The 22788-nt window shown below is 70.0% G+C and carries 22 protein-coding genes and 1 pseudogene; 9 read left to right on the top strand and 14 right to left on the bottom strand.

The features are described from left to right. Positions 1 to 13: 13 nt before the first annotated feature. The 9 genes from OG395_RS37640 to hisD all read right to left on the bottom strand — a co-directional run bounded on the left by OG395_RS37640 (position 14) and on the right by hisD (position 6516). Positions 14 to 601, bottom strand: a complete 588-nt coding sequence (locus tag OG395_RS37640) for an ArsR/SmtB family transcription factor (RefSeq protein ID WP_327246928.1) — start codon at positions 599 to 601, stop codon at positions 14 to 16. 162 nt (positions 602 to 763) lie between these two features. Beyond that, positions 764 to 1519: an imidazole glycerol phosphate synthase subunit HisF gene (gene hisF, locus OG395_RS37635; protein ID WP_327246927.1), complete on the bottom strand. Its 756-nt coding sequence runs from the start codon at positions 1517 to 1519 to the stop codon at positions 764 to 766. Continuing rightward, positions 1516 to 1914: a RidA family protein gene (locus OG395_RS37630; protein ID WP_266986725.1), complete on the bottom strand. Its 399-nt coding sequence runs from the start codon at positions 1912 to 1914 to the stop codon at positions 1516 to 1518. Before OG395_RS37630 ends, hisF begins: the two co-directional genes overlap by 4 nt. After that, positions 1911 to 2639, bottom strand: coding sequence for a bifunctional 1-(5-phosphoribosyl)-5-((5-phosphoribosylamino)methylideneamino)imidazole-4-carboxamide isomerase/phosphoribosylanthranilate isomerase PriA (gene priA / locus OG395_RS37625; protein WP_327246926.1), 729 nt, complete (start codon positions 2637 to 2639; stop codon positions 1911 to 1913). The genes OG395_RS37630 and priA overlap by 4 nt, the downstream gene beginning before the upstream one ends. Continuing rightward, entirely contained in the window at positions 2639 to 3280 is a 642-nt protein-coding gene (gene hisH, locus OG395_RS37620; protein WP_327246925.1) for an imidazole glycerol phosphate synthase subunit HisH, read from the bottom strand. Before hisH ends, priA begins: the two co-directional genes overlap by 1 nt. An 11-nt stretch (positions 3281 to 3291) precedes the next feature. Then, a complete protein-coding gene (locus tag OG395_RS37615; protein ID WP_266986719.1) occupies positions 3292 to 3459 on the bottom strand; it encodes a hypothetical protein in 168 nt (55 codons plus the stop codon). After that, a complete protein-coding gene (gene hisB, locus OG395_RS37610; RefSeq protein WP_327246924.1) occupies positions 3456 to 4052 on the bottom strand; it encodes an imidazoleglycerol-phosphate dehydratase HisB in 597 nt (198 codons plus the stop codon). The genes OG395_RS37615 and hisB overlap by 4 nt, the downstream gene beginning before the upstream one ends. Beyond that, positions 4049 to 5170 carry a histidinol-phosphate transaminase gene (locus OG395_RS37605; protein ID WP_327246923.1) on the bottom strand — a complete coding sequence of 374 codons (1122 nt, stop codon included), beginning with the start codon at positions 5168 to 5170 and terminating at the stop codon, positions 4049 to 4051. Before OG395_RS37605 ends, hisB begins: the two co-directional genes overlap by 4 nt. Then, a complete protein-coding gene (gene hisD / locus OG395_RS37600) occupies positions 5167 to 6516 on the bottom strand; it encodes a histidinol dehydrogenase (protein WP_327246922.1) in 1350 nt (449 codons plus the stop codon). The genes OG395_RS37605 and hisD overlap by 4 nt, the downstream gene beginning before the upstream one ends. Before the next feature lie 169 nt (positions 6517 to 6685). Here hisD and OG395_RS37595 point away from each other — a divergent pair, with 169 nt between their 5' ends. The 4 genes from OG395_RS37595 (at position 6686) to ybaK (ending at position 10838) form a co-directional block, all read left to right on the top strand. Beyond that, positions 6686 to 8287, top strand: coding sequence for an oxidoreductase (locus OG395_RS37595; protein ID WP_327246921.1), 1602 nt, complete (start codon positions 6686 to 6688; stop codon positions 8285 to 8287). A 231-nt stretch (positions 8288 to 8518) separates the two neighbouring features. Beyond that, positions 8519 to 9556, top strand: coding sequence for a hypothetical protein (locus tag OG395_RS37590; RefSeq protein WP_327246920.1), 1038 nt, complete (start codon positions 8519 to 8521; stop codon positions 9554 to 9556). A 5-nt stretch (positions 9557 to 9561) separates the two neighbouring features. Further along, the gene (locus OG395_RS37585; protein WP_327246919.1) at positions 9562 to 10311 is read left to right on the top strand and encodes an LON peptidase substrate-binding domain-containing protein; all 750 of its coding nucleotides are present in this window, start codon (positions 9562 to 9564) and stop codon (positions 10309 to 10311) included. A gap of 17 nt (positions 10312 to 10328) precedes the next feature. After that, on the top strand, positions 10329 to 10838 hold the full coding sequence (gene ybaK, locus OG395_RS37580) for a Cys-tRNA(Pro) deacylase (protein ID WP_327246918.1): 510 nt from the start codon (positions 10329 to 10331) through the stop codon (positions 10836 to 10838). A gap of 268 nt (positions 10839 to 11106) precedes the next feature. Here ybaK and OG395_RS37575 read toward each other — a convergent pair whose 3' ends face one another. From OG395_RS37575 to OG395_RS37560, 4 genes are all read right to left on the bottom strand, one after another. Continuing rightward, positions 11107 to 11829, bottom strand: a complete 723-nt coding sequence (locus OG395_RS37575; protein ID WP_327246917.1) for an ABC transporter permease — start codon at positions 11827 to 11829, stop codon at positions 11107 to 11109. A 34-nt stretch (positions 11830 to 11863) separates the two neighbouring features. Next, positions 11864 to 12718 (bottom strand): ABC transporter permease, encoded by an 855-nt coding sequence (locus tag OG395_RS37570; protein WP_442818636.1) that lies wholly within the window; start codon positions 12716 to 12718, stop codon positions 11864 to 11866. 58 nt (positions 12719 to 12776) lie between these two features. Beyond that, positions 12777 to 13751, bottom strand: a complete 975-nt coding sequence (locus OG395_RS37565) for an ABC transporter ATP-binding protein (RefSeq protein WP_327249577.1) — start codon at positions 13749 to 13751, stop codon at positions 12777 to 12779. Positions 13752 to 13845: 94 nt separating this feature from the next. Further along, entirely contained in the window at positions 13846 to 15111 is a 1266-nt protein-coding gene (locus tag OG395_RS37560; RefSeq protein ID WP_327246915.1) for an NYN domain-containing protein, read from the bottom strand. 224 nt (positions 15112 to 15335) lie between these two features. Between OG395_RS37560 and OG395_RS37555 the strand changes: the two genes are divergently transcribed. After that, on the top strand, positions 15336 to 15503 hold the full coding sequence (locus tag OG395_RS37555) for a hypothetical protein (RefSeq protein WP_327246914.1): 168 nt from the start codon (positions 15336 to 15338) through the stop codon (positions 15501 to 15503). Positions 15504 to 15593: 90 nt separating this feature from the next. Here OG395_RS37555 and dnaE read toward each other — a convergent pair whose 3' ends face one another. Beyond that, positions 15594 to 19130 carry a DNA polymerase III subunit alpha gene (gene dnaE, locus OG395_RS37550; protein ID WP_327246913.1) on the bottom strand — a complete coding sequence of 1179 codons (3537 nt, stop codon included), beginning with the start codon at positions 19128 to 19130 and terminating at the stop codon, positions 15594 to 15596. 169 nt (positions 19131 to 19299) lie between these two features. Here dnaE and OG395_RS37545 point away from each other — a divergent pair, with 169 nt between their 5' ends. The 4 genes and pseudogenes from OG395_RS37545 to OG395_RS37530 all read left to right on the top strand — a co-directional run. Next, positions 19300 to 20625 (top strand): DUF2252 domain-containing protein, encoded by a 1326-nt coding sequence (locus tag OG395_RS37545; protein WP_327246912.1) that lies wholly within the window; start codon positions 19300 to 19302, stop codon positions 20623 to 20625. Positions 20626 to 20696: 71 nt separating this feature from the next. Beyond that, complete coding sequence (locus tag OG395_RS37540; RefSeq protein WP_327246911.1) at positions 20697 to 21428, top strand: hypothetical protein; 732 nt, start codon at positions 20697 to 20699, stop codon at positions 21426 to 21428. 43 nt (positions 21429 to 21471) lie between these two features. After that, a complete protein-coding gene (locus OG395_RS37535; protein ID WP_327246910.1) occupies positions 21472 to 22287 on the top strand; it encodes a DsbA family protein in 816 nt (271 codons plus the stop codon). Positions 22288 to 22340: 53 nt separating this feature from the next. Then, positions 22341 to 22712 (top strand): annotated as a pseudogene (locus OG395_RS37530) (alkaline phosphatase D family protein); the annotation flags it as partial. Between the last annotated feature and the right edge of the window lie 76 nt (positions 22713 to 22788).

Below are 22788 nucleotides of genomic sequence, written 5' to 3'. Positions count from 1 at the left end.
CCGGGGCGGCGACTCAGGTGCGGAACGGGAATGCGTACAGGTGCATGGCGACGTTCTCGCGGCCTTCCGTGTCCCCGGCCTCGTCGCGGGCGCGGCCGAGTTCTTCGTACTGGTCGATCAGTTCGTGCACCTCACGGCTGAGCGCGGCAAGTTCGTCGGCGGTGAGCCGGGCCAGGTACTCGGAGCCGAAGGCGGCGCTGCGCCACTCCAGTGGCCAGCTCTGGGCCGAGTCGATGTAGCTGCGGTACAGCTCGACGTGCTGGTCGAACGAGAGCCGACCGATGGCGGTATGCGTGGCGACCTTCTCGGGCGCGTCACTGAAATCCTCGGCATGGAAGTTCAGCCCCTTCGAGGCCGGCTGCCACCAGCGCTCGCGGCCGTCCTTGCCCTGCTGCTCGGCCTCCTCGATCAGGCCGTGGTCGGCGAGCTTGCGCAGGTGGTAACTGACCAGCGAGACCGCCTCGTCGACCTGCTCGGCGAGCTGGGAGGCGGTGGCCTTACGGGAGATGTAGAGCGCCCGGTAGAGCTTCATCCGCAGGGGGTGCCCGAACGCCTTCAGGGTCTCCAGGTCCGAGATCCGGCGAGATTCGTTGCTTGCCATGCCCTCACCGTAGACAGAAAAGAAAACTTGCACAATCTTTTTTGTGCAATAAAATTTGCGGGATCTCGGATACCACCCTGATGCCGTGAGGGGACGGCCCGCAGAACGCCGATCGCCGGACGGGCCACAACGGCTCGTCCGGCGATCGATGGAGTACTGCGGTCAGCGGACCGGGTGTCCGGCCTCCCTGAGAGCGCCCTTGACCTCGGAGATCCGCAGATCGCCGAAGTGGAAGACGGACGCGGCGAGCACCGCGTCGGCGCCTGCCGCGATGGCCGGTGCGAAGTGCGCGAGCCGGCCCGCGCCGCCGGAGGCGATGACGGGGACGGTGACATGAGTGCGGACCGCCGCGATCATCTCGGTGTCGTAGCCGTCCTTCGTGCCGTCGGCGTCCATCGAGTTGAGCAGGATCTCGCCCGCGCCCAACTCGGCGGCCCGGTGCGCCCACTCGACGGCGTCGATGCCGGTGCCCTTGCGGCCGCCGTGCGTGGTGACCTCGAAGGTGCCCGCGGGGGTACGCCGGGCGTCCACGGACAGCACGAGGACCTGTCGGCCGAACCGCTCGGCGATCTCCCGGATGAGGTCCGGGCGGGCGATCGCCGCGGTGTTGACGCCGACCTTGTCGGCGCCGGCCCTCAGCAGCTTGTCGACGTCGTCGGCGGTACGGACACCGCCGCCGACGGTGAGCGGGATGAAAACCTGCTCCGCGGTGCGGCGCACCACGTCGTAGGTCGTCTCCCGGTCGCCGCTGGACGCGGTGATGTCGAGGAAGGTCAGCTCGTCGGCGCCCTCTGCGTCGTACAGCTTGGCCATCTCGACGGGGTCACCCGCGTCGCGCAGGTTCTGGAAGTTGACACCCTTGACGACCCGGCCGTTGTCGACGTCCAGGCACGGGATGACTCGTACCGCGAGACTCATTGCGCACCTTCCCGGTAGGCCTCGATCTCGACCTCGACGACCAGGCTGGGGTCGACGAAACCGGAGACGATGATCATGGAGGCGGCGGGGCGGACGTCATCGAACAGCTCCTTGTGGGCGCGGCCGACCTCGTCCACGTCCCGGGCGTGCGTGATGTACATCCGGGTACGGACGACGTCCTCGCGGCCCAGCCCCACCTGCTTCAGTGCGTCGAAGGCGACGTTGAAGGAGACGACGGCCTGCTCGTACGGGCCGCCCGCGGAGATCTGTCCGTTGACGACCGACGTGCAGCCGGCGACCAGGACCAGCCCGTTCGGCAACTGCACCGCGCGGGAGTAGCCGAACTTGTCCTCCCAGGGTGCGCCGGAGGAGATGCGGTTGACGGAGTCGGTCATCCGGAGACCACCTGCAGCGCCTCTTCGAGGGTGAACGCCTTCGCGTACAGCGCCTTGCCGACGATCGCGCCCTCGACACCGTCCGGCACGAGCGAGGCGATCGCCCGCAGGTCGTCCAGCGAGGAGACGCCGCCGGAGGCGACGACCGGCTTGTCGGTGGCGGCGCAGACGTTCTTCAGGAGCTCCAGGTTGGGGCCCTGGAGCGTGCCGTCCTTGGCGATGTCGGTGACGACGTAGCGGGCACAGCCCTCGGAGTCGAGGCGGGCGAGGGTCTCGTAGAGGTCGCCGCCGTCGCGGGTCCAGCCGCGGCCGCGGAGCGTCGTACCGCGGACGTCGAGGCCGACGGCGATCTTGTCGCCGTGCTCGACGATGACCTTGGCGACCCACTCGGGGGTCTCCAGGGCGGCGGTGCCGAGGTTGACCCGGGTGCAGCCGGTGGCGAGGGCGGCGGCGAGCGAGGCGTCGTCACGGATGCCGCCGGACAGCTCGACCTTGATGTCCATGGAGCGGGCGACCTCGGCGATCTGCGCCCGGTTGTCACCGGTGCCGAACGCGGCGTCCAGGTCGACGAGATGCAGCCACTCGGCGCCCGCCTTCTGCCAGGCGAGGGCGGCCTGCAGGGGGTCGCCGTACGAGGTCTCGGAGCCGGACTCGCCGTGCACGAGACGGACGGCCTGGCCGTCGCGGACGTCGACGGCGGGGAGGAGCTCAAGCGTGGTGGACATCAGAGTGTTCCGATCCAGTTGGTCAGCAGCTGGGCGCCGGCATCGCCGGACTTCTCGGGGTGGAACTGGGTGGCCCACAGGGCGCCGTTCTCCACGGCGGCGACGAACGGCTCACCGTGGGTGGCCCAGGTGACCCGCGGGGCCCTGATCCTGGCGTTCGTGACTTCGAGGCTCCAGTCGTGCACCGCGTACGAGTGCACGAAGTAGAACCGGGACTCGGGGTCGAGACCGGCGAAGAGCTCGGAGTCCTCGGGGGACCGCACGGTGTTCCAGCCCATGTGCGGGACGACCGGGGCCTTCAGCGGGGCGACGGTGCCGGGCCACTCGTCGAGGCCCTCCGTCTCCACGCCGTGCTCGATGCCACGCTCGAAGAGGATCTGCATACCGACGCAGATGCCCATCACGGGCCGGCCGCCGGAGAGCCTGCGGCCGATGACCCAGTCGCCGCGGGCCTTCTTCAGCCCCTCCATGCAGGCGGAGAACGCGCCGACGCCGGGCACCAGCAGCCCGTCGGCGTTCATCGCCCGGTCGAAGTCGCGGGTGATCTCGACGTCCGCGCCGACGTGGGCGAGGGCGCGCTCGGCTGAACGGACGTTGCCGAAGCCGTAGTCGAAGACGACGACCTTCTTCTTCTCACTCACAGGTCGCTCCCTCAGTCCCAGAGTCCCTGGATCCGCATGACACCTGCGACCAGGCACATCACGGATGCGATCCCGAGCAGCACGATGACGCCCTTGGGCATCTTCTGCTTCGAGAAGGAGTAGACGCCACCGGCCAGGAAGAGGCCGAGGACGATCAGAACGGTGTTGAGGCCGGTCACAGCGCGCCCTTCGTGGAAGGAAGAATTCCGGCAGCTCGCGGGTCGTGCTCACAGGCGTACCGCAGGGCGCGGGCGAGCGCCTTGAACTGGCACTCCACGATGTGGTGGGCGTTGCGGCCGTACGGGACCTGGACGTGCAGGGCGATCTGTGCCTGGGCGACGAAGGACTCCAGGATGTGCCGGGTCATCGTGGTGTCGTACGAGCCGATCATCGGCGCGATGTTCTCCGGCTCGGTGTGCACCAGGTAGGGGCGGCCGGAGAGGTCGACGGTGACCTGGGCGAGCGACTCGTCCAGCGGGACGGTGCAGTTGCCGAAGCGGTAGATGCCGACCTTGTCGCCGAGCGCCTGCTTGAAGGCGGCGCCGAGGGCCAGGGCGGTGTCCTCGATCGTGTGGTGCGTGTCGATGTGCAGGTCGCCCTCGGTCTTGACCGTGAGGTCGAAGAGGCCGTGGCGGCCGAGCTGGTCGAGCATGTGGTCGTAGAAGCCGACCCCGGTCGACACGTCGACCTTTCCGGTGCCGTCGAGGTTGACCTCGACAAGCACCGACGTTTCCTTGGTGGTGCGTTCCACGCGGCCTACGCGGGGGCTCATCCGTCGTGCTCCTTCTTGAGTTCGCGTACCGCATCGAGGAACGCGTCGTTCTCTGCCGGGGTTCCTGCGGAGACCCGCAGCCATCCCGGTACGCCGTTGTCCCGGACCAGGACGCCCCGGTCGAGGATCTGCTGCCAGGCGGTGTGGCTGTCGGCGAAGCGGCCGAACTGGACGAAGTTGGCGTCCGAGTCCGTCACGTCGAAGCCGAGGGCGCGCAGTTCGGTGACGATCCGGTCGCGCTCGCTCTTGAGCTGCGCGACGTATCCGAGGAGCGTCTCGGTGTGCTCCAGGGCGGCGAGTGCCGTGGCCTGGGTGACGGAGGACAGGTGGTAGGGCAGCCGCACCAGTTGGACGGCGTCCACGACGGCCGGGTCGGCGGCGAGATAGCCGAGGCGCAGTCCGGCGGCGCCGAACGCCTTCGACATGGTGCGCGAGAGCACCATGTTCGGCCGGCCCTCGATCAGCGGGAGGAGCGAGGGGTGGTGGCTGAATTCGCCGTACGCCTCGTCGACGACGACCATCGAGGGCCTGGCGGCCTGGGCGGCGTCGTACAGCGCGAGGACGGTGGCGGCGTCGACCGCGGTGCCCGTGGGGTTGTTGGGCGAGGTGATGAAGACGACGTCCGGGCGCTGCTCGGCGATGGCCTCGCAGGCCGCGTCGACATCGATCGTGAAGTCGTCCTTGCGCGGTCCGGAGATCCAGCCTGTGCCGGTGCCGCGCGCGATGAGAGCGTGCATCGAGTACGAGGGCTCGAAGCCGATCGCGGTGCGTCCGGGGCCGCCGAAGGTCTGCAGCAACTGCTGCAGCACCTCGTTGGAGCCGTTGGCCGCCCAGACGTTGGCGAGACCGACCGCGTGCCCGGCGGTGCGGGTGAGGTAGCGGGCCAGTTCGGTACGGAGCTCGACGGCGTCCCGGTCGGGGTAGCGGTTGAGGTCGCGGGCGGCCTCGCGGACGCGCTCGGCGATACGGGCGACGAGCGCCTCGGGGAGCGGGTACGGGTTCTCGTTGGTGTTCAGCCGCACGGCCACGTCGAGTTGGGGCGCGCCGTACGGGGACTGACCACGGAGCTCGTCCCGGATCGGCAGGTCGTCGATACGGGTGGTGTTGCTGTTCGTCACTGCTGCGGAACCTTCCAGCCACTGTGCTCGTCCAGTTCGCCTTCGGCGAAACGGGCCTTGAGAGCGGCGCCGTGGGCGGGGAGGTCCTCCGCCTCGGCGAGGGTCACGACATGGTGGGTGACCTCGGCGAGCGCGTCGCGCGTGTAGTCGACGATGTGGATACCGCGCAGAAAGGACTGCACGGACAGGCCCGAGGAGTGGCAGGCACAGCCACCGGTGGGCAGGACGTGGTTGGAGCCGGCGCAGTAGTCGCCGAGAGAGACCGGGGACCACGGGCCGACGAAGATCGCTCCGGCGTTGCGGACCCGGTCGGCGACGGCTGCGGCGTCGGCGGTCTGGATCTCCAAGTGCTCGGCGGCGTACGCGTCGACGACCTTGAGGCCGTCCTCCAGATCGTTGACCAGGACGATCGCGGACTGACGGCCGGCCAGCGCGGGCTCGATCCGGTCCGTGATGTGCTTGGTGGCGGCGATCTGCGGCTTCAGCTCGGCCTCGGTGGCAGCGGCCAGTTCCTCGGAGTCGGTGACGAGGACGGCGGCGGCCATCGGGTCGTGCTCGGCCTGGCTGATCAGATCGGCGGCGACGTGCACCGGGTCGGCGGTGGAGTCGGCGAGGATCGCGATCTCGGTGGGTCCGGCCTCGGCGTCGATGCCGATGCGGCCCTTGAGGAGGCGCTTGGCGGCGGCCACGTAGATGTTGCCGGGACCGGTGACGAGGTTCACCGGGAGGCATTCGGCCGTTCCGTACGCAAACATCGCGACGGCCTGGGCACCACCGGCGGCGTACACCTCGTCGACGCCGAGGAGGGCGCAGGCGGCGAGGATGGTGGGGTGCGGCAGACCGCCGAACGCCTTCTGCGGCGGGGAGGCGACGGCGATGCCCTCGACACCCGCCTCCTGCGCCGGGACGACATTCATGACCACGGACGACGGGTAGACGGAGCGCCCGCCCGGCACATACAGGCCGACGCGCTCGACGGGCACCCACTTCTCGGTCACGGTGCCGCCGGGGACGACCTGCGTGGTGTGGGTCGTGCGGCGCTGCTCGTGGTGGACGAGACGGGCACGGCGGATCGACTCCTCCAGGGCGGCCCGTACGGCGGGGTCGAGCCGGTCCAGCGCCTCGGAGAGGGCCGCGGCCGGGACCCGGATCGAGTCGAGCCGTACGCCGTCGAACTTCTCCCCCCACTCGATCACTGCCGCTGAGCCACGATGGCGTACGTCCTCGCAGATGGGGCGCACCGTCTCCAGTGCGGCTTCCACGTCGAACTCGGCTCGGGGCAGCAGGTCGCGCAGGTCGCCACCCTCGGGGAGGGCATCGCCGCGCAGATCGATTCGAGAAATCACACCCCAATTCTCTCAGACCGCCTCCGGCGGCAGTTCGCCCGTATCACTGGCTGATACATGACCCGGCCGTCACGGCCGACTACTCCCGGCCACTACTGACCACGAGCGTTCACGCCGTCACCCAGAGGGAACACAGAGGGAATAACAGCTGCAAGCGGAAGGGGCCCCGGTGACCGAACCGCAGGACAGCGAGATCCCGGACAGCCTCAGCACGTCGGAACTGGGCATGTGGCAGGCCTTCCGGAACGGCAGCACCTACGATCTGCGCGCCCGCGACCCGATGCGGGACGACCCGTTCGCGCCGACGGTCTGGGGCGCCGAGCGCAGTGTGGACGCCCGTGTCGTCGCCCGGCTGCTGCTGAGCGGGCCGCCCGCCCGGCCCGGACGGGTCGCCGCGCTGAAGCTCCGGGGGATACGGATCACCGGGACGCTCGATCTCGCGGGCGGGCGTGTCGCTCCGTACGTGGAACTGACGGGCTGCCGCTTCGAGGAGGAGGTGGTCCTGCCGGAGTGTCACTTCACGACGTTGCGGATGGTCGGCTGCGCGGTGCCGCGGCTGGAGGCGGCGCGGCTGCGCACCGAGGGCGATCTGCATCTGCCACGCTGCCGGATCGAGCGCGGGATCCGGCTCACCGACGCCCATATCGGCACCGATCTCCTGCTCAACCAGATCGAGCTCGGGGCCGACCGGCAGGGCCGCGCGCTCGCCGGGGACGGTCTGACGGTCGCGCAGGACCTGCAGGCGGAGATGGTCGAGACGCGTGGCGAGCTGAGTCTGCGCGGCGCGAAGGTCGGCGGTTCGCTGAGTCTGCGCGGCAGCCGGCTGCGGGCGGGGCGTGGCCGGCGCGCACTGAACGCCCCGCAGCTGACGGTGGAGCGGACCTTGTACATGACCGAGGCATGGGTCAGCGTCGACACGGGGAACCCGGGCACCACTCCCCCGTACGGCATCGTCATGGCTCAGGCCCCGGCACACGGCACCCGGGCGCAGGTCTTCGAGTGCCGCGGCGGGGTGCGGCTGGACGACGGGCGGTTCGGTGACGCGGTCGACCTGCACAAGGCCAGGTTCGTGCTGGCGCCCCGCGAGGAGCTGTCGCTGCGCCGGATCGTCGCCCCGGAGCTGCGGTTCAACGCGGAGCGCCCGGAGGAGGGCCGGGTCGTGCTCAACGGCGCGAAGGTCGTCACGCTGATCGACGTGTCGACCAGCTGGCCGGGGCCCGGCGGTCTCGCGATGGGCGGTTTCGTCTACGAGAGCCTCGTCCCGTACGGGCACTTCCCGCTCTCCCGCCGCCTGGAGTGGCTGGCGGCGGCGACCCCCGAGTACGTACCCGAGCCGTACGAACGGCTGGCGACGGTGCTGCGCAACTGCGGGGAGGACGCGGACGCCCGCGAGGTGCTGCTCGCCAAGCAGCGGCGCCGGCGCGAGACGCTGCCGCCCGCCGCGAAGTTGTGGGGGATCCTGCAGGACTGGACGGTGGCGTACGGCTACCGGCCCGGGCGGGCGGCGGTGTGGATGGCGGTGCTGTGGGCGGCCGGGGCGGTGGCCTTCTCGCAGTACGAACCGGCGGCGATCAAACGGGACGAGCACCCGGAATGGAACGCGGCGCTGTACGCGCTGGATCTGCTGGTGCCCGTGATCAACCTCGGACAGGACGGGTACTGGCGGATGGAGGGCGGCTGGCAGTGGGCGGCGGCCGGGCTGGTGCTGCTGGGGTGGATATTGGCCACGACGGTGGCGGCGGGCGCGTCCCGGCTGCTGCGCCGCGGCTGACCGGCACGGCCGGGACGGGCGGCCCGCTGCCCGCAGGCAAGGGCCCGGCGGACACGACGCCGACCGGTCTCCCTCGGCCGACCAGCACGGATACCGACCTCCGGAGCAAAATAATCAAGCCAGATCCCGCCTCATCCTTTACTCTTTATTGACGCTCCTCGGGGCAACCCATGTACTCAGCACCAAAGCTTCACAGCGCCCCTCTGGCGCCGCCTCGACCAGCGCTTTTCAATGGTCTGCACCATGTCATTCCTTCGCGCCCTGCTTCGTACCGCGCGCATGATCCGGCACGCGCCGCAGCTGTCCGCCGGACTGCCCGCGGACGATGCGGTGCTGCTCGACGCCCCCGACGAACGGCTCTCCCCCGCGCTCGTCGCCGCCGCCCTCGGGGAGTACGAGCCGGCCGCCAAGCTCCTCGCCACCACCCGGGACGCCGCCGAGTGGGAGAACCGCGACCGTTACCTCGGCCGGCTCGTCACCTTCGCCCGCCACCGCGACAGCTGGCTGGCCGACTGGCTCGCCGCCGCCCCGCACGACCCGGACGCGCTGCTCGTCAAGGCCGAACTGGCGGTCCGGCGGGCCTGGGAGTCGCCGGCCCGCGCCGAGCAGCTGCGCGACGTGGCACCACTGATCACCGCGGCGGCCGAGAGCGATCCGCGCGATCCGGTGCCCTGGCGGCTCGCACTCGACCACGCCCGCGGCACGCATGCCCCGCACGCCGCCTTCGAGGCGCTGTGGGAGCAGGCCGTCCGGCGCTCCTCGCACCACTACGGCTGCCATGTCGCGGCGCTGCAGTACCTGTCCGCCGCCTGGTACGGCTCGCACCGCGAGTGCTTCGACTTCGCCGAACAGGCCGCGGAGGACTCGCTGCCCAGCTCACTGGTGCAGGCCCTGCCGGTGCGGGCCGCGTTCGCGCTCCTGATCGCAGGCCCCGAGACACGGACCACATCGGTGCTGGAGGAGCGGATCGACCGGGCCGCAGATCTGGCGATCGCGCTGTCCGCCACGTATGAGCCGGGCGATCCGTGGCCGGCCGAGGTCCGCAATCTGCTGGCGTACGTGCTGGTCGTCCGGGGTCGCTGGGACGAGGCGCTGGAACAGTTCCGGCTGATCGGGCCCCATGCGACGTCGTTCCCGTGGTCGCTGGTCTCCGACGATGCGCTCGGCCAGTTCCTGGACGCGCGGGACGGGGTACGCCTCGAGGTGGCGTCCGGGATGCCTTTGCGGTACCGGGCCGACCACGGCGGGTCGCGCGGCCATTACGCTTGACCGTTGTGACCACCGCTCGTCTGCCCCTCTTCCCGCTGAACGCGGTGCTGTTCCCCGGCCTCGTGCTGCCGCTCAACGTCTTCGAGGAGCGCTATCGCGCCCTGATGCGCGAGCTGCTGAAGACCGATGAGGACGAACCGCGCCGCTTCGTGGTCGTCGCGATCCGCGACGGCCGCGAGATAGCTCCCACCGCCGCCGGAATGCCGGACGCCACCACGGTGCCCTCCGCCACCGAGCGCGGTCCCGCGGACGGCTTCGGCCCCGACCCGATCCAGACGTTCCACCGGGTCGGCTGTGTCGCGGACGCGGCGAAGATCCGGGAACGCGCGGACGGCAGCTTCGAGGTCCTGGCGACCGGCACGACCCGGGTCAAGCTGCTCTCGGTCGACGCGGGCGGCCCCTACCTGACGGCCGAGGTCGAAGAGCTCGAAGAAGACACCGGCGACGAGGCGGGCGCGCTCGCCGAGGGCGTACTGCGGGCGTTCCGCAGCTACCAGAAGCGACTGGCCGGAACGAGCGAGCGTTCCCTGACGACGGGCGCGGAACTGCCGGACGAACCGTCGGTCGTCTCGTACCTGGTGGCCGCCGCCGCGGTCCTCGACATCCCGTCGAAGCAGCGACTGCTGCAGGCACCGGACACGGCGACGCGCCTGCGCGAGGAACTGACGCTGCTGCGCTCGGAGACGGCCGTCATCCGGCACCTGCCGTCCCTGCCCGCAGTCGACCTGACCAGGGCGCCGACCCACCCCAACTGATGCGAGGACCCTGCCCCGTGGCAAAGAAGCCGAAGAAGCACCAGCAGTCCGGCTCCGGCGGCACTCCGGCGACGGTCGCCCTGACCGCGGCGGGCACCCCTTTCACGACCCACGCGTACGAGCACGACCCGGCCTCCCCCTCGTACGGTGAGGAGGCGGCGGAAGCGCTGGGCGTCTCCCCCGACCGGGTCTTCAAGACCTTGGTGGCCGAGGTGGACGGCACCCTGACCGTGGCGGTCGTCCCGGTGGCCGGCTCCCTGGACCTGAAGGCCCTGGCGGCGGCGGTCGGCGGCAAGCGGGCCGCGATGGCCGACCCGGCGACGGCGGAACGCACGACGGGTTATGTCCGGGGCGGCATCTCCCCCCTGGGCCAGCGGAAGCGGCTGCCGACGGTGCTGGACGAGTCGGCGCAGTCCCACGAGACGATCTGCGTATCGGCGGGCCGCCGCGGCCTGGAGGTGGAACTGGCCCCGAAGGATCTGGCTTCGCTGACCGGGGCAGTGTTCGCGGCCATCGGCCGGGCGTAGCGCAAGCGGCTCCGGGGGCACTCCCAGCCCAGGGGCATTCGCAGCCCCAGGTCACTCCCAGCCGCGGGGTCACGTCGAGCCCCGGGGCACATCCAGTCCGGGTCACATCCAGCCCCGGTGGGCCCTCAGCCCCCGGGGCGCATCTCCAGCCCCCAGGGGGCACTTCCAGCCCGTCCGGCGACCGCGGACCGGGGTCCGGGGCAGAGAAGGGGCGGGGTGGGGTGAGGCCCCGCGCAGCAGCCCCACCCCCGTAGCCCCGCCCCGCTCCCTACGACTCCGTCGGAGGCGACGGAGAGGACGAAGGCGAGGACGGAGGCGAAGGCGAAGGCCCCGTCGAGCCCGCATCCCCCGGCCCACCCCCCGGCACACCCCAGACTCCCCAGTCCGGCTCCGGATCCCGCGGCCCGAACGCCGCGGTCAGCGCCAGATGAACGACCATCGCCGCCAGCGACCAGGCCAGCAACGCACCCTTCGCATGGAGGTCGAGCGGTGCGTCGAACACCACGCCCTTGCCGACCTCACGCGCATGGGCGACCACGTCACGTTCCGGTCCGAGCCAGACGCCCACCCCCCAGGCCACCAGCGACCCGAGCAGCCCGCCCAGGGCGAGCCCCACGACCAGCGCGATCCCGCCATGCCGGTGGAACCAGAAGGTCAGCGCCGCGGACACGGCCCCGAACGCGAGCGCGAGCAGCACGAACGTCCCGTCGCTCCCGATCGCCTCCTCGCCCTCGCTGTCCTTGAGGAAGACCGCCTGGCTGTCGGAGATCAGCGGGACCCGCGGCGACAGCCACAGCCACAGCAGTCCGAGCCCGACGCCGGCCACCGTCAGCAGGACGGCGACGATGGCCGCCCGCCGCAGATCCGCCCGCGGATCGCGGTCCTCCTGAGACTCCAGGAAGGTCCCCGGACCGGAGCCACCGCCCCTCGGCGGCGTCTGCCAGGGGCCATTGGACGAGGGCTGGTGGGGCGGTGTCAGAGGTGCGGTCACCTTGCCATCGTGCCAGGCGCCCCTGTGCCGCGCCTCACCGGACCGCTGCCCTGCGGTACGCCCAGGTCGCCACAGCCAGGGAGAGGACACCGACGACGGCGCAGACGGCAAGATCGAGAACGACGACCGCCCAGTCGGGATGGGCGTCGAACGACCGGGACAGGGCCTCGACGCCGTACGTCGAGGGCAGCAGATCACGCGCCCAGCCGATCGGCGCGGGCATCCGGCCGGCCGGCAGCACCCCCAACAGCAGCGCCGCCGACATGCCGAGCTGTCCGAGCAGCGTGGCGAGCTCCTGCCGGGGCGCGAGCAGTCCGAGCGCGGCGCCCAGCCCGGACAGCGCGGCCCCGGCGAGCGGAATGACGGCGACGAGCACCCACAGGTGGGTCATCGGCAGCTGGAAGAGCACGCTCCCGGTGACCGCGGTGACGATCGTGCCGGGCACAGTGAAGGAGGCGTACGCCCCCGCCGCACCGAGCACCACCGCGGCAGGCGGCACCGGCAGGGTGGCGTAGTGGTCGAGCCCGCCGCCGGCCCGTAGCTGCCCGAAGTACTGGGCGAGCAGATTGAGCGCGACGAACGCGACGACGAGGACGCTGGATCCGGCGACGACGGCCCGTGCCTCGGAGCCGCCGTCGACGACGCCGCGCATCAGGATCATGATCCCGACGGACTGGAAGGTCGCCACGAAGAGCAGCGGGATCCGGGCGACTCTGGCCCGGGACAACTGGGCGCGGTACACGGCCGCGAGCGAGGGAAACAGCCGGGCTCGAGGCGCGAGCGGCGTGGCGACGCCACCGGTGCGGTCCTCGGTCCCTCCCTCGGCGGCAGAACCGCTTCCGGCCGTCGTCCGAGCACCGGCCGCCTCCGCAGGAACAATGCTCGTCACCTGGTGCTGCTCCCGTTCGGTCCCTGCCCGGCCGTACATCCGTACCCGATCACCACGGTCATACCTTCACCAGCCCCTGCGTGGCGTCCCCGCCGAGCGCCAGGTAGACGTCCTCCAGGCTCGGCGTCGCCAGAGTGAAGTCGTCGAGTGCGGCGAACGCGGCCCCGCCGGTCACCGCGGCGACCGCCGCCCGCGCCTCGTCCGGCCCGAGCCGCAGCACCCAGCGGCGCCCCGACTCCTGCGCGGACTGCCTCAGCACGGCGACCTCGGGAACGTCCAGGGGCGCGCGGTCGCGCCACACCAGCTCGACCCGGACCTCGCCCGCCACCCGCTCCTTGAGGCCGGTGGGCGTGTCGCAGGCGATGACCTTGCCGCGTTCGAGGACGGCGACCCGGTCGAGGACGGTCTCGGCCTCGATGACGTTGTGGGTGACCAGCAGCACCGTCGTACCGTGCTCGGCGCGGCGCCGGTCGACGGCGGCCCAGACGGCGCGCCGGGCGACGGGGTCCATCCCGGTCGTCGGCTCGTCCAGGATCAGGACCGGCCGCTCCCCGACCAGGGTGGCGGCGAAGCAGGCAAGCCGCCGCTGCCCGCCGGAAAGCTTCTTCAGAGGGCGCGCCGCGATGTCGGTGAGGCCGAGTTCTTCGAGTACCGCGTCGCGCTCGGCGCGTGCCTCCCGTACCGCGAGTCCGCGCAGCCGCCCGGTGGTCTCGGCGGCGAGCGAAACGGTCAGCTCGTCGAGGGCCGTGGACTCCTGCCCGAGGTAGCCGATCAGCCGGGAGGCCCGCTCGGGGTGGCGCACGAGGTCGTGCCCGAGCATCTCGACGCTGCCCGAGTCGGGTCGCATCAGCCCGGTGAGCTGGCGTACGAGGGTGGACTTGCCCGCGCCGTTCGGCCCGAGAAGTCCGAAGATCTCACCGCGTCGGACGTCGAGGCTGATCCCGTCGGTCGCACGCACCTCGGGGGTGGCGGGTGCGCCGCGGCGGCCGCGGGCGGCGGGATAGGTCTTGACCAGATCACGCACCGCGCACACGGTCCCGGTCGCCGTCTGCGCCTGTGCTGTGCCCGTACTCACGAGGTACGAGGGTACGGGGTCGGATACCCCTTATTGCGCCAGGGCTGCCGGACTACTCCACCACGGGGGCGTGTTCGGCCGCCGCGCGTACGTCGATCTCGCGCCAGAAACCCGCCCGGATCGCGTATCGGTCGTGTTCGTCGATCTGGTCGTCCTTGTGGGCGAGCAGGCCGAACCGCGCCGCGTACCGCAGCAGCTCGCCGTCGATGCGGTGCGGGATCCGCGGGTACATGGTGGACAGCTTCTGCAGATGGACGGTCTCCGGCAGCCGTTCCATCCAGCGCCGGGCGAAGACCTGACCCACCTCGAACGGGTCACCGCCGACCGTGGTGATGTCCTCCTCACGGTCCGCCCAGCGCTGCTCGGCGGAGGTGAGCTGGGCGAGGGTGGGCAGCGAGGCGGTCTCAGCGGGTTCGCCGAGCGGTCCGCCGCGCTCCATCCAGCCCTTGTCGGAGGACCAGCGCAGGGTCGCGGTTGCCGGGGGCTGCGCCGCAGGCTGTGCGGCGGCGGTCGGGGTGCCGGGGCCGCGCAGGGTGCCCGCCAGGTCCTTGGGGGTGGGGACACCCTTGCCGCCGTGAGCGGCCGGGGCGTGTGCGGTTTCCTCGCCGGTGGGCACGGCCGCGCCGTTGCGGGCGGCGGCCGCCTGGGCCTCCGAGGCGCGTTCGGCGGAGGCGGCGAGGGCCGCCTCGGGCAGTGGCGCGGAGAGGATCGCGGCGATCTCGGGGCGGGTTGCGGGGGGCGGGGCGCAGATGCCGCCGTTGTCCTTGGCCCGCACGGCCTGGGTGATCCAGGCCCGGTCGAGCACCCGGCGTTCGTCGGCCTCGGCGACCAGGTCCTCGGACTGGTTGTAGTCGCCGTCGGCGGCCTGCACGGCCCAGAGATGGACGGCCACACCGTGTTCCTTGGCGGACATCAGTCCGGGCAGCAGATCGCCGTCGCCGGTCACCAGGACGACGTCGGAGCAGGCGCGGTTCCTGGCCAGTTCGGTGAGTTCGGCGTGCATGGCGGCGTCGACGCCCTTCTGCGCCCAGCGTCCGTCACTGCGAGTGAGTGCCCCGAGCCTCACGGTCACCCTGGACATGACGCGCAGCCTGCGGTGTTCGGGCTGCGGTACGCGGTCGGGGGCGCCGTCGAACCAGTAGATCCGGAGCAGCGGCTGCTCCGTATCGGCTTCGGCTCGCTCGCGCAGGCCCTGAATCAGCGCCGCGTGGTCGACGGTGATGCGGGAACGGGCGGGCTCTCCCGCCAGCAGACTCGCGGCTGCGCCCAGCAAGTAGCCGGCGTCCACCAGGACGACGCAACGGTCCACGCGTTCCACCCTCTTCCAGAATTCGGGAATGGGTTCTGCTCAGGGTTTCCTCGAAGTCTGCCCGACGGCGTGAGGGTTGACGGCCGGAACTCGATCATCGGCGTGGCGGATGCGGAAAACGGCGCATGATACCCCCCTTACTACGCACGGTAATGATCCAACATGCGCTGTATATGCCGGTATGTGAATCTGACAGCGGTCCTGGCCCCGAGATTCCGCACAGGAGGAACACCATGGCCAAGAACAAGAACCGCAAGCAGGGCAGCCAGCAGAACCGCGCGTCCATACCGGAGCGCGGCGCGGAGGAGACGAAGTCGACGGCTTACGAGTCGCAGTCCCAGTCCCAGGGCAGCCCTGCGGATGTCGCCCGTAAGCAGCAGCGGCGCTTCGGCCACAACTGACCGGTCGTCCTCCGGTCCGGCCACAGGCCGGTAGCCGAGAGAGGCGCTCCCGCATCGCGGGGCGCCTCTCTCGTGCGTTGCGACGGCCGCTCAGCCGGCCAGGCAGGACGGGCCGAGCAGCACCTTCAGGTCACCGAAGAGCGCCGGGTCGGGCTGGACCCGGTGCCGGTCGAGCCGGAGGACGGTGGTCTTGCGGGGGCCCTGGAGCTTGATCCGTACCTCGGTGTTGCCTCGGTGGTTGCTGAGCACCTCGCCGAGGCGGGCGACCATCGGCGGGGTGATCTTGACCGTCGGGATGGTGAGCACCACCGGCGCGTTGGTCCCGGCCGACGAGAGGTCGGGGACCTGCATCTCCATGGCGACCAGCCGCGGAATGTCCTCGCGCTTGTCGAGCCGTCCCTTGACGAAGACGACGGTGTCCTCGACGAGCTGGGTGGAGACCAGCTGGTACGTGGCCGGGAAGAACATGCACTCGATGGAACCGGCCAGGTCCTCGACGGTGGCGATGGCCCAGGCGTTGCCCTGCTTGGTCATCTTCCGCTGGAGTCCGGAGATGATGCCGCCGATGGTGACGATCATCCCGTCGGCGTGCTCGCCACCGGTGAGCTGGGAGATCGCCGCGTCGGACTTGTCGGTCAGCACGTGTTCGATACCGAAGAGCGGGTGGTCGGAGACGTACAGCCCGAGCATTTCGCGCTCCTGGGCCAGCAGGTACGACTTCTCCCACTCGACGTCGGAGAACTCGACGTCGAGTCCGAAGCCCGGCTCGTCGCTGTCCTCCTCGCCGCCGCCGAAGAGGTCGAACTGCCCCTCGGCCTCCTTGCGCTTGACCTGCACCACGTTGTCGATCATCGGCTCGTGGTGGGCGACGAGGCCCTTGCGGGTGTGGCCCATCTCGTCGAAGGCGCCGGCCTTGATCAGTGACTCGACGGTCCGTTTGTTGCAGACCACCGCCTCGACCTTGTCGAGGAAGTCGGGGAAGCTGCTGTACTTCCCCTTCGCCTTGCGGCACCGGATGATCGAGTCGACGACGTTCTGTCCGACGTTACGGATGGCCGTCAGCCCGAAGAGGATGACGTCGTCGCCCTGGGCGGCGAAGTTCGACTCGGACTCGTTGACGTTGGGCGGGAGCACCTTGATGCCCATGCGGCGGCACTCGTTGAGGTAGACCGCGGACTTGTCCTTGTCGTCCTTGACCGAGGTCAGCAGCGCCGCCATGTACTCGGCGGGGTAGTTCGCCTTGAGGTACGCGGTCCAGTACGTGACCAGTCCGTACGCGGAGGAGTGCGCCTTGTTGAACGCGTACCCGGCGAACGGGACCAGTACGTCCCACAGCGCCTGGATCGCCGCGTCGGAGAAGCCGTTCTTCTTGGCGCCCGCCTGGAACAGCACGAAGTTCTTCGCCAGCTCGTCGGGCTTCTTCTTGCCCATCACGCGGCGCAGGATGTCGGCCTCGCCGAGCGAGTACCCGGCGATGATCTGGGCGGCCTTCTGCACCTGCTCCTGGTAGACGATCAGGCCGTAGGTCAGGCCGAGCGTCTCCTTGAGCGGCTCCTCCAGCTCCGGGTGGATCGGGGTGATCTCCTGGCGGCCGTTCTTGCGCTCGGCGTAGTTCGTGTGCGAGTTCATGCCCATCGGGCCCGGCCGGTACAGGGCCGAGACGGCGGAAATGTCCTCGAAGTTGTCGGGCTGCATCTGGCGCAGCAGCGAACGCATCGGACCGCCGTCGAACTGGAAGACGCCGAGGGTGTCACCGCGGCAGAGCAGCTCGTAGGTCTTGGGGTCGTCCAGCGGAAGGGCGAGCATCTCCAGGTCGATGCCCTTGTTGGCCTTCACCATCTTGATGGCGTCGTCCATGATCGTGAGGTTGCGCAGGCCGAGGAAGTCCATCTTCAGCAGGCCGAGCGACTCGCACTGCGGGTAGTCCCACTGTGTGATGGTGACGCCGTCGGTGTGCCGCACCCAGACCGGGGCGTGGTCGACGATGGGCTCACTGGACATGATCACGCCGGCGGCGTGCACACCCATCTGCCGGACCAGCCCCTCGACACCCTTGGCGGTGTCGATGACCTTCTTGACGTCCGGCTCGTTCTCGTACATCCCCCGGATCTCGCCCGCCTCGCTGTATCGCGGGTGCGTGGGGTCGGTGATGCCGGAGAGGTCGATGCCCTTGCCGAGGACGTCGGCGGGCATGGCCTTGGTGAGCCGGTCGCCCATCGCGTACGGGTAGCCGAGGACGCGGGCGGAGTCCTTGATCGCGTTCTTGGCCTTGATCTTGCCGTACGTACCGATCATGGCGACCTTGTCGGCGCCGTACTTCTCCGTCACGTACCTGATCACTTCGACGCGCCGACGCTCGTCGAAGTCGATGTCGACATCGGGCATGGAGACACGCTCGGGGTTGAGGAACCGCTCGAAGATCAGTCCGTGCTCGATCGGGTCGAGGTCGGTGATGCCCATCGCGTACGCGACGATCGAACCGGCCGCGGAGCCACGCCCGGGGCCCACCGCGATGCCGTTGTTCTTGGCCCACATGATGAAGTCGGCGACGACGAGGAAGTACCCCGGGAACCCCATCTGGATGATGACGTCCATCTCGTACTCGGCCTGCTTCTGCCGGTCCTCGGGGACGCCGCCCGGGAAGCGCCGGTTCATGCCGACCCGGACCTCCTCCTGGAACCAGGTGACCTCGGTGAAGCCGTCCGGGATCTCGAACTTCGGCATCAGGTCGCGCTTCTCGAACATCCCGCTGGTGTCGATCTGCTCGGCGACCAGCAGGGTGTTGGCGCACCCCTGCTGCCAGGCGTCGGAGGAGTCGACGGCGTACATCTCGTCCGTCGTCTTGAGGTAGTAGCCCGTGCCGTCGAACCGGAAACGGTCGGGGTCGGAGAGGTTCTTGCCGGTCTGGATACAGAGCAGCGCGTCGTGCGCGGTGGCCTCGCTGGCGTACGTGTAGTGCGAGTCGTTCGTCACGAGCGGCGGGATGTTGAGCTTCTTGCCGATTTCGAGGAGTCCGTCACGGACCCGGCGCTCGATCTCGATGCCGTGGTCCATCAGCTCCAGGAAGTACTTGCCCTCGCCGAAAATGTCCTTGTAGTCGGAGGCCGCCTGGACCGCCTCGTCGAACTGACCGAGCCGCAGCCGCGTCTGCACCTCGCCGGACGGACAGCCGGTGGACGCGATCAGCCCCTCGGACCACTGGGCGATGGTCTCCTTGTCCATGCGCGGCCACTTCTGCAGCCAGCCCTCGGCGTACGCGTCCGAGGAGAGCCGGAAGAGGTTGTGCAGACCGGTCTTGTTCGCCGCCCAGATCGTCTTGTGGGTGTAGCCACCCGAACCCGAGACGTCGTCGCGCTTCTGGTGCGGCTGGCCCCACTGGATCTTCCGCTTGTGCTTGCGCGACTCCGGGGCGACGTAGGCCTCGATGCCGATGATCGGCGTCACCTCGGCCTTCTTCGCCTGGTGGAAGAAGTCGTACGCCCCGTGCAGGTTGCCGTGGTCCGTCATCGCGATGTGCGACATGCCCATTTCATTGCAGGCAGCGAACATGTCCTTGAGCCGCGCGGCACCGTCCAGCAGCGAGTACTGGGTGTGGACGTGAAGGTGCGTAAAAGGCGGCTTGGTCACGGCGTCGGGCCTCCGGGGAAACAAGCAATGACGGACAGGGGGGACAGCGTGGAAGTCTACGTCTCCGGTCCGACAACCGAGGGGCACTCCCGGGTACCGTCGCGCGTTGAGGGGACGGAAACGCCCGTCCCGTTCGTCATGCACGCCAGGTACCAGGAGGCACCCAGAAATGTCGGAAGCGCAGACCGGCGCAGCGCAGCGCGGGGAGCAGATTCTCGAGGTTTTCGACACCGCCTTCGGCCAGCTCCTGGCCGCCGATCCGGCTGCCTTCCGGGTCAAGTTCCGCAAGATGGCAGGCTCGGCGTTCGCCTTCTACCGGGGCACGGCGTGCCTGTTCTACAACGACCTGGAGCGGGAGCGGCACGGCGGCCCGTACCTGGACGACCGGACCGGCCGGGTGTGGATCCACGGCGATCTGCACGCGGAGAACTTCGGCACGTACATGGATGCGAACGGCCGGCTGATCTTCAATGTGAACGACTTCGATGAGGCGTACATCGGCCCGTTCACCTGGGACCTCAAGCGGTTCGCCGCCTCCGTCGCGCTGATCGGGTACGCGAAGGCGCTGGGCGACGAGCAGATCAGTGAGCTCGTCCGGGTCTACGCGGCGGCCTACCGCGAGCGGATCCACGCGCTCGCAACGGGCGCGAAGAACGACGAGGTGCCCCCCTTCACGCTGGACACCTCCGAGGGCCCGCTGCTGGCCGCGCTGCACGACGCCCGGTCGCTGACCCGGTTCTCGCTGCTCGACTCGATGACGGAGATCCGGGACTTCGAGCGCCGGTTCGCGGACGGTGGCGGCGCGATCGATCTGGACGCGGCGACGCGCTACAAGGTGCTGGCGGCGTTCGACGGCTATCTGGAGACGCTGCCCGAGTCGAGCCTGACCCGCCCCGACTCGTACCGGGTGAAGGACGTCGTCGGCCGTCGCGGCATCGGCATCGGTTCGGCCGGGCTGCCCTCGTACAACATCCTTCTGGAGGGCAACAGCGACGCCCTGGAGAACGATGTGGTGATCTACCTCAAGCAGGCGCAGATCCCGGCGGTCTCCCGGCACATCACCGACGCGGCCGTGCGCGACTACTTCCAGCACGAGGGGCACCGCACGGTCATCTCCCAGCGCGCCCTGCAGGCGCACGCCGACCCGTGGCTGGGGTGGACCGAGCTGGACGGTGCGGGTCAGCTGGTCGCCGAGGTCTCGCCGTACGCGGTGGACCTGGACTGGTCCGACATCGACGAGCCCGACGAGATCGCGGCGGTCGTCGCCGACCTCGGCCGGGCGACGGCGACGATGCACTCCGCCGCGGACGACGAGAGCGGCCACTCGCTGGTGCCGTTCTCCACGGAGCGGGCGATCGACGCGGCGATCGCGGCGGACGAGGAGGGCTTCGCCGGACTGCTGGTGGACTTCGCGCACAGCTACGGGGCGCGGGCACGGGCCGACCACCAGATCTTCGTGGACCTCTTCCGCAACGGCCGCATCCCGGGCCTTTAGCTTGGGTCCCCTCGCGGTGCCACACCCCCTTTAGGCGGCGCTGACAGGTTCACATGGCACACTCTCGGACGATGGACATATCCGGGACGCAGCTCAGAGTCGTACGCGCGGCGCTATTCACAGCGCTCGTCGTGACGCTCTCCGCTGCGTCCCATGTGCTGCTCTCACAGGTCCCACTGCCGCTGACCGTGGTCGGCGGGCTGGCCGGTCTGGTCTTCGCCGCGGCGTACGCGCTGGCCGGCCGGGAGCGCGGTTTCGGCGCGATCGCCGGGCTGCTGGTGCCGCTGGAGCTGGCCGCGGACACGGTCTTCACCACCGGCCAGCACCTCTGTTACGGAGCGGCGGGCGGCCCGATCGCGGGTCCGCTGCGTTCGGTCGGCGTCGATGTCCTGTGCGGCGGCGGCGAGGTCGATGCCGGTGGGGCGCAGCTCGGCGGGGTGGGCAACGTCGGCACCCCGCTCGCCTCGGTGACCGGTGCCGGACATGGTGCCGCCGCCCTGCTGGCCTCTCCCGGTCCCGCTGTGCCGTGGCTGCTGCTGGCCGCCCACGTGTCGGTCGGCCTGCTGGCCGCGGCATGGCTGCGACGCGGCGAGTCCGCGCTCGCCGGTCTGCTGCGGGCAGTCGCCGCCACGGCGTTCCGGCCGCTGCTGATCGCGGTCGCTGTGGCGGGTGCGGTCCGCCGCTCCGTACGGCGTGCCGCCAGGCCCGCCCCGTACCACCCGCACCTGCTCGCGCACGCCCGCCTCCTCGTGCACTCCGTGGGACGGAGGGGACCGCCTCGCTCGGCCTGCGCCACCGCCTGAGCCCGGACAGTCCCCGACAACCCCACACCACGGAGAAACAACCATGAGCAAGCGCAACAGCCAGGCCAACAAGGCAGCCGCCCGCGAGCGGCTGCGCGCGGAGCGCGAGCGCCAGGCCAAGAAGGACAAGGTCCGCAAGCAGGTGATCGTCGGCGTCTCGGTGGTCGCCGTGCTGGCGATCGCCGGCGGCGTCAGCTACGGCGTGATGCAGCTGAACAAGCCCGGTCACTGGGAGGCGGCGGCCGACGCGAAGAACGTCACCGCGCCGAAGAACACGTCGGGCGCCGACGGCACGACCGTCGTCATCGGCAAGTCGACCGCCAAGAAGACCCTCGAACTGTACGAGGACTCGCGCTGCCCGATCTGCGCCCAGTTCGAGCAGACGGTCGGCGAGACGGTCCACAAGGACGTCGACGCCGGCAAGTACAAGGTCAAGTACATCGGCGCCACGTTCATCGACAACAGTGACAACGGCGAGGGCTCCAAGAACGCGCTCAGCGCGCTGGGCGCGGCGCTCGACGTCAGCCCGCAGGCGTTCCTCGACTACAAGTACGCGCTCTACTCCGCGAAGTACCACCCGGAGGAGTCCGACGACAAGTTCGCCAAGGACTCGTACCTGATCAAGATCGCGAACACGGTGGACGAGCTGAAGGACAACAAGGCGTTCCAGAAGGACGTCAACGACGGCACGTACGACAACTGGGCGATGAAGATGTCCGCGACGTTCGACAAGAGCGGCGTGAAGGGCACCCCGACGCTGAAGATGGACGGCAAGACGCTCACCAGCGAGGGCAGCGAGAACGCCCCGATGAGCGTGGCCGACTTCAACACCGCGATCACCAAGGCGCTGAAGGGCTGACAACCGGCAACGGTTTCCCTACGGGCGGGCGAACTTCCTTTGTTCGCCCGCCCGACATCCACATGGCGTGGGCCAATGACGTACCGGTGAAGGCGGCCTCGTATCCGCTCTCGGCCTCGGCCGCCACCGAGTTCGTGGTCACGTCGGTGACCTCGGACAATCTCGACGACATTCTGCACGTCGCGCCGCAGACGGTCTCGGTGGTCGCGGCCGCGGCGGTGAAGGCCGCCAACCGCCGTGTGAAGTGGGTGGACATGGACTCGTACGGCTACGGCGTCCTGGATGTGACCGCCGAGCGCTCGGAGATGGACTACTACGTGGTCCCCGACAAGACGAAGCGGGACGCGAGCTCCGCCTGGACGCGCTCGTACCGGACACTCATCGGCACCCGGAAGGTCGAGCGGGTGGACCGCCCGGTGCGCTGAAGCGTCTGGTTTCGGCCACGGCGGGCCATGTTGACGGCGCATTACGTCGCTACGGCGGGTGGCGTGTTCCCTGGAT

Source organism: Streptomyces sp. NBC_01320, assembly GCF_035974375.1.
GTDB lineage: Bacteria > Actinomycetota > Actinomycetes > Streptomycetales > Streptomycetaceae > Streptomyces > Streptomyces yanii.
The sequence above is the reverse complement of the archived record's forward strand: the minus strand, read 5'-3'. Positions and strand labels throughout refer to the sequence as shown.

Bases quoted from the DNA above. Each gene is read 5' to 3' on its own strand.
- OG395_RS37640 (WP_327246928.1), bottom strand. From the start codon at position 601: ATGGCAAGCAACGAATCTCGCCGGATCTCGGACCTGGAGACCCTGAAG.
- hisF (WP_327246927.1), bottom strand. From the start codon at position 1,519: ATGAGTCTCGCGGTACGAGTCATCCCGTGCCTGGACGTCGACAACGGC.
- OG395_RS37630 (WP_266986725.1), bottom strand. From the start codon at position 1,914: ATGACCGACTCCGTCAACCGCATCTCCTCCGGCGCACCCTGGGAGGAC.
- priA (WP_327246926.1), bottom strand. From the start codon at position 2,639: ATGTCCACCACGCTTGAGCTCCTCCCCGCCGTCGACGTCCGCGACGGC.
- hisB (WP_327246924.1), bottom strand. From the start codon at position 4,052: ATGAGCCCCCGCGTAGGCCGCGTGGAACGCACCACCAAGGAAACGTCG.
- OG395_RS37590 (WP_327246920.1), top strand. From the start codon at position 8,519: ATGGTCTGCACCATGTCATTCCTTCGCGCCCTGCTTCGTACCGCGCGC.
- OG395_RS37555 (WP_327246914.1), top strand. From the start codon at position 15,336: ATGGCCAAGAACAAGAACCGCAAGCAGGGCAGCCAGCAGAACCGCGCG.
- OG395_RS37545 (WP_327246912.1), top strand. From the start codon at position 19,300: ATGTCGGAAGCGCAGACCGGCGCAGCGCAGCGCGGGGAGCAGATTCTC.
- OG395_RS37540 (WP_327246911.1), top strand. From the start codon at position 20,697: ATGGACATATCCGGGACGCAGCTCAGAGTCGTACGCGCGGCGCTATTC.
- OG395_RS37535 (WP_327246910.1), top strand. From the start codon at position 21,472: ATGAGCAAGCGCAACAGCCAGGCCAACAAGGCAGCCGCCCGCGAGCGG.